The following is a 9,240-nucleotide window of genomic DNA, read 5'->3' as shown; positions in this document are numbered from 1 at the left end:
CCGCATGATCGAGCAGTACAGCCGCCAGGCCGGCTTCCTGCTCGATGAAGGCTGCACGCCGCAGCAGGTCGACAAGGCCGTCGAGAAGTTCGGCTTCGCGATGGGTCCGTTCCGCATGGGTGACCTGGCGGGCAATGACATCGGCTGGGCGATCCGCAAGCGCCGCGCTGTCGAGCGCGCCAACATGAAGTACTCGGCGAGCGCCGACCGTCTGTGCGAGCTCGGCCGCTTCGGCCAGAAGACCGGCGCCGGCTGGTACGACTATCTGCCCGGCAAGCGCGACGCCATCCCGTCGCCGGTCGTCGACGAGATGCTCGCCAAGCACCGCGAAGCCATCGGCGCCAAGAAGCGCGACATCAGCGATGAGGAGATCGTGCACCGCCTGGTGTTCGCTCTCGTCAACGAGGCCGCGCATCTGCTGGAAGATGGCATCGCCCAGCGCGCGTCGGATGTGGACATGGTCTACCTGACCGGCTACGGCTTTCCCATCTTCCGCGGTGGCCCGATGTGCTACGCCGACACCCTCGGCCTCTTCAACGTCGTGCAGGCAATGAAGCGCTTTGCCAAGAACCCGATGGATGACGGTGCGTTCTGGACGCCCGCCCCGCTGCTGGCCCGCCTCGTGGCGGAAGGCAAGAGCTTCACTTGATCGCAGYGCGCGACTGACAAGGAACAAGACATGAGCAACGCACTGATCGTCTCCACCGCCCGCACGCCGCTCGCCAAGAGCTGGAAGGGCGCGTTCAACATGACCCATGGCGCGACGCTGGGTGGCCACGCYGTCAAGGCCGCCGTCGAACGCGCCGGCATCGATGGCGGTGCCATCGAAGACGTGCTAATGGGCTGCGCCACGCCCGAAGGCGCCACCGGCTCCAACATCGCGCGCCAGATCGCGCTGAAGGCCGGCCTGCCCATCACGGTGAGCGGCGTCACCATCAACCGCTTCTGTTCCAGCGGCCTGCAGACCATTGCGATGGCCGCGCAGCGCATCATTGCCGGCGAGGGCGACGTCTACATCGCCGGCGGCGTYGAGAGCATTTCCTGCGTGCAGCAGGAGGCCAACAAGCACATGCTGGTCGACCCGGCGCTGATGAAGCTCAAGCCTGAGATCTACTGGAACATGCTGCAGACCGCCGAGAACGTGGCCAAGCGCTACAACATCTCGCGCGAGCGCATGGACCAGTACGGCGCCGGCAGCCAGCAGAAGGCCTGCGCCGCCCAGGCCGCCGGCAAGTTCGCCGACGAACTGATCTCGGTCACGACGACCATGGGCGTGGCCGACAAGGTCATGGGCCTGATGAGCAAGGAAGTGACCATCAGCGCCGATGAGGGCCTGCGCGAGGGCACCACTTATGACGCCATCAAGGACCTGCGCTCCGCCATGCCCGGCGGTCTGATCTCGGCCGGCAACGCCAGCCAGTTCAGCGACGGCGCCGGCGCCTGCGCGCTGGTCAGCGAGCAATACGCGTCCACGCACAACCTCAAGCCCATTGGCCGCTTCCTCGGCTTTGCCGTGGCCGGTTGCGAGCCTGACGAGATGGGCATCGGCCCCGTCTTCGCCGTCCCGAAGGTGCTGAAGAAGCTCGGCCTGACGGTTGCCGACATCGACCTGTGGGAACTGAACGAAGCCTTCGCCGTGCAGGTGCTGTACTGCGCCGACACGCTGGGCATCCCGATGGACCGCCTGAACGTCAACGGCGGCGCGATTGCGGTGGGCCACCCTTATGGCGTGTCGGGCCAGCGCCTGACGGGCCACGCCCTCATCGAGGGAAAGCGCCGTGGTGCCAAGCGCGTCTGCGTGACGATGTGCATTGGCGGCGGCATGGGCGCGGCGGGCATCTTCGAAGTGCTCTGAAGACCATGGCCGTCTCGCCGGAGGTCTTCCTGCAGATGGGCCGCGAGATCCTGGCCAAGCAGGCCTTCAGCCGCCTGCTCGGCACGGAACTGGCGGTGCTGTCCCCGGGCAAGGTCGAGCTGCAGTTGGTGCTCAAGCCCGAGCATCTGCAGCAGCACGGTTTTGCGCACGGTGGCGTCGTCAGCTATCTGGCCGACAACGCGCTGACCTATGCCGGCGGCACGGCCATGCAGGTCGAGGTCGTGACGAGCGAGTTCAAGGTGAACTATGTGCGTCCGGCCGTTGGTGAACGCCTGATCGCCCGCGCCAGCGCCGACGCGGTCAGCAAGAACCAGGCGGTCTGTCGCTGCGAGATCTTTGCCGTCAAGGGCGGCGCCGAGAAGCTCTGTGCGCTGGCGCAGGGCACCATCGTCCGCGTTGCGGGCGACTGATCATGGCCGACCTGGGCATTGAGCCCACGGCCGTCACCACAACGGGATAGCAGCCATGCGCGACACCCTGGAGTTCCTTCTGTTCGACTGGCTGCGTGCTGGTGACCTCACCGCGCGCGAGCGCTTTGCCGACCATTCGCGCGAGACCTTCAGCGCCGTGCTCGACACCTGCGAGCGCATCGCCCGCGAGAAGTTCGCGCCGAGCTACAGGCTGATGGACACGGAGGAGCCGCGCGTGGTTGTGGATGAAGGTGGCGAGCGCGTGCACCTGCCCGCGGCGACGCTGGAGGCGGTCAATGCCCTGGTGGACTCCGGCATGATGGCTGCGGCGCATGACTACGAGCTGGGCGGCATGCAGCTGCCCTGCCTCGTCGAGACGGCCGCCAATGCCTTCGTCAGCATGGCCAACGTCCACGCTGGCTCCTACGGCGTGTTGACGACCTGCAATGCCAACCTGCTGATGGAACACGGCAGCGAGCGCCAGCGCGAGGTGTTCGCCAAGACGCTGCTGGCTGGTCAGTGGTTCGGCACCATGTGCCTGTCGGAGCCGCAGGCGGGCTCGTCGCTGTCCGACGTGGTCACGCGCGCTGAATTGGAAGACGAGGCCGACACCCTCGGAGCGCGCTACCGGCTGCGCGGCAACAAGATGTGGATCTCGGGCGGCGAGCATGAGCTGCGCGAGAACATCGTCCACCTGGTGCTGGCCAAGATCCCGGGGCCGGACGGCAAGCTCATTCCGGGCACCAAGGGCATCTCGCTCTTCATCGTGCCCAAGCAAATGGTCGGTGAGAACGGCCAGCTGACCGGCGAGCGCAATGACATCGCGCTGGCCGGGTTGAACCACAAGCTCGGCCACCGCGGCACGACCAACTGCTTGCTGAACTTCGGCGAAGGCCGCTTCCAGCCGGGCGGCAAGGCGGGCGCGGTGGGCTATCTCGTYGGCAAGCCCGGCGAGGGCCTGCGCTGCATGTTCTTCATGATGAACGAGATGCGCATTGGCGTGGGTCTCGGTGCCGTCATGCTGGGCTACGCCGGCTACGAGGCCAGCCTGGAATACGCCAAGCAGCGTCCCCAGGGCAGGCCGATGACCGCGACCGGCAAGGACGCGGCCAGCCCGCAGCGGCCCATCATCGAACACGCCGACGTGCGCCGCATGCTGCTGGCGCAGAAGAGTTATGTCGAAGGCGGCCTGGCGCTGGAGCTGTACTGTGCCCGTCTCGTCGACGAGCTGAATACCGGTGACGCGAAGGCCGAAGCCCAGGCGCTGCTGGACGTGCTCATTCCCATCGCCAAGAGCTGGCCGAGCGAGTGGTGCCTGGAGTCCAACTCGCTGGCCATCCAGGTGCTGGGCGGCTATGGCTACACGCGTGATTTCCCCGTCGAGCAGTACTGGCGCGACCAGCGCCTGAACATGATCCACGAGGGCACGCACGGCATCCAGGCGCTGGACCTGCTGGGTCGCAAGGTGGTGCAGCAGGGCGGGGCGTCTCTCGCTGCTTTGGCCGCGCGAGTGCAGCAGACCATCGAGCGCGCGATGCAGACCGACTGGGCGCCGCAGGCCAACCAGCTGGCCGCAGCGTTGGCACAAGTGGGCGGCGCGACCAAGAAGGCCTGGAGCACGGGCGAGCCCGAAGAAGCGCTGGCCAATGCGACGCCCTATATGCAGGCCTTCGGCCACACGGTGCTGGCCTGGCTGTGGCTGGACGTCGTGCTGAGCGTGCACGGGGACAGCGACTTCGCCCACGGCAAGCGCGCCGCGGCCCGCTACTTCTTCGCCTACGAGCTGCCCAAGATCGGCGCCTGGCTGGACGTGGTTGCGCGCCGCGAGCCGCTGTGCCGCGAAATGAAAGCTGAATACTTCTAAGGAGACACCATGAGCACCAAAGTCCAAGACCTCTTCGACCTGAGCGGCCAGGTGGCCCTCGTCACCGGCGGCTCGCGTGGCCTGGGCCTGCAGATCGCCGAAGCCCTCGGTGAAGCAGGCGCCAAGATCATGCTGACCTCGCGCAAGGCAGCCGACCTGGAAGAGGCCGCGGCCCATCTGCAGGCACGCGGCATCGACACGCGCTGGATCGCGGCCGACGCGGCCAAGGAAGAGGATGCGCAGCGCGTCGTCAGGGAGACGATGGAGCGACTCGGCCAGATCGACATCCTCGTCAACAACGCCGGCGCGAGCTGGGGTGCACCCGCCGAGGAACACCCCATCGAGGCCTGGGACAAGGTCATGGACCTCAACATCCGCAGCCTTTTCGTCTTTGCGCAAGCGGTGGCCAAGGCCAGCATGATCCCGCGCAAGTCGGGCCGCATCATCAACGTGGCCTCCATCGCGGGCCTGGGCGGCAACTCGGCCGTCATGAAGACCATTGCCTACAACACCAGCAAGGGCGCGGCCGTGAACTTCACGCGCGCGCTGGCCGGCGAGTGGGGCGCCTACGGCATCACCGTCAACGCGCTGGCGCCGGGCTTCTTCCCGAGCAAGATGACCAAGGGCCTGATGGCGACCATCGGTGAAGAGCAACTCGCTTCCCACGCGCCGCTGAACCGCATCGGCGATGACGACGATTTGAAGGGCGCGGCCCTGCTGTTTGCGTCCAGGGCCGGCAAGCACATCACTGGCCAGATCCTGGCGGTGGACGGCGGCGTTTCGGCCATCCATGGCGGATGATGGGCGGATGGAGTTCCCGGTCCACATCCCCTTCGTCCAGCAACTCGGCTTCACGCTGCACTCGGTCGGTGACGGCGAAGCCGAGCTTCGGCTATTGATCAGCGAGCAGCACCTGAACTCCTGGCGCGTGGCCCACGGCGGCGTCGTGATGACGCTGCTGGACGTGGCGATGGCGCATGCCGCCCGCAGCGTGAACCGGCACCTGCCGGACCTCGGTCCGGGCGTCGTCACGGTGGAGATGAAGACCAGCTTCATGCGCCCCGGCGAGGGCGAACTGCGCGCGGTGGGCAAGCTGCTGCATCGCTCGACGACCATGGCTTTCTGCGAGGGCTCGGTATTCGGTGCGGGTGACAAGCTCTGCGCCCATGCGACGGGCACCTTCAAATACCTGCGCGCTCTGCCGGCGGGCCGGCAGTTGAAGCCGCTGGGTGGTGAAGGCGACTGAGGCGCTGCGGCAGGCCTCACCCGCCTTCGATCAGTTGGACGCTTTGCACAACTTTGCGGCGCGACGGGCGCTTGTCCGACCACCGCGCGTCGGGGCCAGTCGTTGAATGACCTCCTGTCACTTGGAGATCGTCATGCTCAACAGAACCCTCCTCGCTTCGTGTCTGGTCGCCAGCTGTGCCTTTGGTGCAGCAGCACTCCCGACCGCAGCCGCAGCACAGGTCAGCGTGTCCATCCGGACCGCACCGCCGCCTCCACGTCATGAAGTGATGCCGGGCGCGCGCCGCGGCTATGTCTGGGTGCCCGGCTATTGGAACTGGAACGGCCGCCGCCACGTCTGGCAGCAGGGCGTCTGGGTGAAGGAGCGCCGCGGCTACATGTACAACCAGCCCGCCTGGGAGGAGCGCAACGGCCACTGGGAGCTGCGGCGCGGTGGCTGGGCCCGCGGCGACGCGGACCGTGATGGCGTGCCCAACGGTGCCGACCGCCGGCCCAACGATCCCCACCGCCGCTGATGCTGCGAGGCTCGCATCGCATCGATCGCGGGCTTGAGTGCTTTTATGAAACGGCGTTCCAATATTTGGCGCAAGTGGCACAATGGCGCCAGCGTCAGCACCTCGCTTCGAGGTGCGCGGTTGGCCAGGTTGCTCCATCGGGACCATGCAGTCCCGGCCTTTCGAGGCGGACGCCTGGCATGACGGCCCGCGCTCGAGCCCCTCTGGCTCGAGCAGCCGCGGCCCATGCAACCGGGGTGGCCTGTGCCGCCCCAGCCCCCATTCCGCTACCGAAAGCCACCCGCCATGAAGATCGCCCTCATCATCGAGAACAGCCAGGCCGCCAAGTCCGAGATCGTCCACAACGCCCTCAAGACCGTTGCCGAGCCGCTGGGCCACAGCGTCCACCACTACGGCATGTACACGCCCGAGGACAAGGCGTCGCTCACCTACGTGATGAACGGCCTGCTGGCCGGCATCCTGCTGAACTCCAAAGCCGCCGACTTCGTCGTCACCGGCTGCGGCACCGGCATGGGCTCCATGCTGGCCTGCAACTCCATGCCCGGCGTCTTCTGCGGTCTGGTCATCGACCCGACCGACGCCTTCCTGTTCGGCCAGATCAACGACGGCAACTGCATGTCCATGCCCTACGCCAAGGGCTTCGGCTGGGCCGCTGAGCTGAACCTGCAGGACTGCTACCGCAAGCTGCTCGAGAACGAGCGCGGCGCCGGCTACCCCAAGGAGCGCGCCGCCATCATGGCCAAGAACCGCGGCATCCTGAAGGACCTGAAGGCCGCGTCGTGCAAGGACATGCTGACGACGCTGAAGGCCGTCGACCAGGACCTGCTGAAGGCCGCCGTGTCGGGCGAGAAGTTCCAGGAACTGTTCTTCACGAACTGCCAGGACGACGCCATCGCCGCCCACATCAAGGGTGTGCTGAAGTCCTGAGTTCGGCCGCGACAGTCTCGCGGGCTGCGAGACTGTCGCGATGCCTGTCGCACCTCCACCTCACCTGACGCTGCGCACGCTGACGCGCGGCGACGGCTTGCTCGGCCTGCGCCCGCGCGGCGCCCTCGGCCCGCGGGGCGAGCAAGTGACGGTGGCGATGCTGGCTGCGGCCGACGTGCAAGCCGAGCTGGCGCTACTGACGCGTGGCCTGATTGCGCTGGACCCGGCCCTGCTGCAATGGCGCGGTGCGCCGCAGCCTTTGGGCGCTTCGCTCTGGACCCTGGTCCAGGAAGAGTTCTTCGGCGACTTCAACGCCGAGAAAGTGCCGGAGCTGCGGGCCCTGGGTTGGCAGGTCACGACCGAGCCCGGCTTTGCCCACCACAGCCAGTTCGTCAGCGGCTGGCAGCTGGGCCTGACGGAAGAAGTGCCCGAGGCGCCCAAGCCCGACCGCCGCGTCGAAGGCCTGGGCCTGGAGCGCCGCACCGGCGCCTGGCTGGTCAGCCTGGGCATGGAGGTGGATGGCCAGCGCATCGACCTGGCCCCGCTGATCGCCAACCTGCTGCGCAAGGACAAGCGCTGGCTCGACGCGGTGGCGATAGGCGCCATCGAGGACGACGCCATCGTGTCGCTGCGCGCGCCTGGTGGCCGCCGCTATCACGCCGTTGCCGCGCCGCTCAAGGCCATCATGCTGGCGCTGCTGGATCTGCTCAAGCCGGTGGAGCTGGAGAAGGGCAAACCGCTCAAGCTCAATGCCTGGGACGCCGACCGCATCCGCTGCATCGAGGAGGAATCGCGCGGCCGCTGGCAGATCCATGGCGACGCGGGCCTGAAAGCGCTGGGCCAGCGCCTGCTGGCGGCCGGCGCGCCGACTTCGATGGCGCAGCCCGAAGGTCTCGGCCTGCAGCTGCGGCCCTATCAATTGCATGGCCTGGCCTGGCTGCAATACCTTCGCGAGCAGGGCCTCGCCGGCATCCTGGCCGACGACATGGGCCTGGGCAAGACGGCGCAGGCCCTGGCCCACATCTGGACCGAGAAGCAGGCCGGTCGGCTGGACCGCCCGGCCCTCGTCATCGTGCCGACCTCGCTGCTCTTCAATTGGCAGCAGGAGGCGGCGCGCATCGCGCCGGGGCTCAGGTTGATGACCTGGCATGGCGCCGACCGAGAGGCGGCGCAACTCGCCGATACCGACGTCGTGCTCAGCACCTACAACCTCGTCTGGCGCGACCTGCGCAAGCTGTCCGCCCAGTCCTGGCATCTGCTGATCCTCGATGAGGCCCAGGCCGTCAAGAACGCCCAGGCCCGTGCCGCCCGCGCGCTGCGCCGGCTTGACACCCGCCACCGCCTGGCCCTCACCGGCACGCCGCTGGAGAACCACCTCGGCGAGCTGTGGTCGCTGTTCGACCTGCTGATGCCCGGCTTCCTCGGCGACTCGCGCAGCTTCGCGCGCCATTGGCGCAAGCCCATCGAGGTCAACCGCGACGGCCCGCGCGCCCGCCTTCTCGCGGCGCGTGTGCGGCCCTTCGTCCTGCGACGCATGAAGACGGAGGTCGCCACCGAGCTGCCGCCGCTGACCGAGCTGGTCAAGCGCGTCACGCTGGTGGGCCAGCAGAAGCAGCTCTACGAGAGCGTGCGCGTGGCGGCCGACCACATGGTGCGCCGCATCCTGGCGCGCGACGGCTTCAACGCTACCAGCCTCATCAGCGTGCTGGACGCGATGCTGAAGCTGCGGCAGGTCTGCTGCGACCCGCTGCTGCTCAAGGGCGTGGAGATGCCGCCCTTTGTGGAGCGCGCCAAGCTCGAATGGCTGCGCGAGCATCTGCCCGATTTCGTTGCCCAGGGCCGGCGCCTGCTGGTGTTCTCGCAGTTCACCGAGATGCTGGACCTGATAGCCGCCGAACTGGACCGTTTGGGCCTGCCCCATCTGCGCCTGACCGGCCAGACCGCCGCATCTGCGCGTGGCGAGGTCGTGCGCCGCTTCCAGGCGCGCGAGGAACCCATCCTGCTGGCCAGCCTCAAGGCCGGCGGCGTGGGCCTGAACCTCACGGCCGCGGACACCGTCATCCACGTCGACCCCTGGTGGAACCCAGCCGTGCAGGCCCAGGCCAGCGCGCGCGCCCACCGCATCGGCCAGGACCAGCCGGTGTTCGTCTACCAGCTGGTGGCCCAGGGCAGCATCGAGGAGCGCATGCTGGAGCTGCAGGCGCGCAAGAAGGCCTTGGCCGACGGCCTGCTCGGCAGCGACGACGGCAGCAGCCTGAGCAAGTTCGGCGAGATGGAACTGAAGCTGCTGCTGGCGCCGCTGGAGGAGGCCGAACCCGGCCTGCGGCAGCCGCCAGCCGCCGACCTTCCCCACTTCTACGGATGACCCCGGCGCGGGCCGGCGGCCTACTCATGCCGGTCAAT

At 67.7% G+C, this 9,240-nt stretch carries 9 protein-coding genes; all 9 read left to right on the top strand.

The features are described from left to right. A partial coding sequence (locus ACXJKR_RS02115) for a 3-hydroxyacyl-CoA dehydrogenase family protein (RefSeq protein ID WP_457320341.1) occupies positions 1-649 on the top strand: 649 nt, incomplete at its 5' end. Between the two features lie 30 nt (positions 650-679). After that, positions 680-1,855, top strand: coding sequence for an acetyl-CoA C-acyltransferase (locus ACXJKR_RS02110; RefSeq protein ID WP_457320339.1), 1,176 nt, complete (start codon positions 680-682; stop codon positions 1,853-1,855). 5 nt (positions 1,856-1,860) lie between these two features. Continuing rightward, positions 1,861-2,286: a PaaI family thioesterase gene (locus ACXJKR_RS02105; protein WP_457320337.1), complete on the top strand. Its 426-nt coding sequence runs from the start codon at positions 1,861-1,863 to the stop codon at positions 2,284-2,286. 55 nt (positions 2,287-2,341) lie between these two features. Beyond that, positions 2,342-4,150, top strand: coding sequence for an acyl-CoA dehydrogenase (locus ACXJKR_RS02100; protein WP_457320335.1), 1,809 nt, complete (start codon positions 2,342-2,344; stop codon positions 4,148-4,150). Between the two features lie 9 nt (positions 4,151-4,159). Beyond that, positions 4,160-4,951 carry an SDR family oxidoreductase gene (locus tag ACXJKR_RS02095; protein ID WP_457320333.1) on the top strand — a complete coding sequence of 264 codons (792 nt, stop codon included), beginning with the start codon at positions 4,160-4,162 and terminating at the stop codon, positions 4,949-4,951. Between the two features lie 7 nt (positions 4,952-4,958). Next, positions 4,959-5,396, top strand: a complete 438-nt coding sequence (locus tag ACXJKR_RS02090; RefSeq protein WP_457320331.1) for a PaaI family thioesterase — start codon at positions 4,959-4,961, stop codon at positions 5,394-5,396. A gap of 133 nt (positions 5,397-5,529) precedes the next feature. Next, entirely contained in the window at positions 5,530-5,910 is a 381-nt protein-coding gene (locus tag ACXJKR_RS02085; RefSeq protein ID WP_056204470.1) for a YXWGXW repeat-containing protein, read from the top strand. Between the two features lie 285 nt (positions 5,911-6,195). Beyond that, entirely contained in the window at positions 6,196-6,837 is a 642-nt protein-coding gene (locus tag ACXJKR_RS02080) for an RpiB/LacA/LacB family sugar-phosphate isomerase (protein ID WP_457320329.1), read from the top strand. 40 nt (positions 6,838-6,877) lie between these two features. Further along, entirely contained in the window at positions 6,878-9,202 is a 2,325-nt protein-coding gene (locus ACXJKR_RS02075; RefSeq protein WP_457320327.1) for a DEAD/DEAH box helicase, read from the top strand. Positions 9,203-9,240: the final 38 nt, after the last annotated feature.

The sequence above is a fragment of the Roseateles sp. P5_E11 genome (genome assembly GCF_054049355.1).
This window is presented reverse-complemented; position numbering and strand designations above follow the sequence as displayed.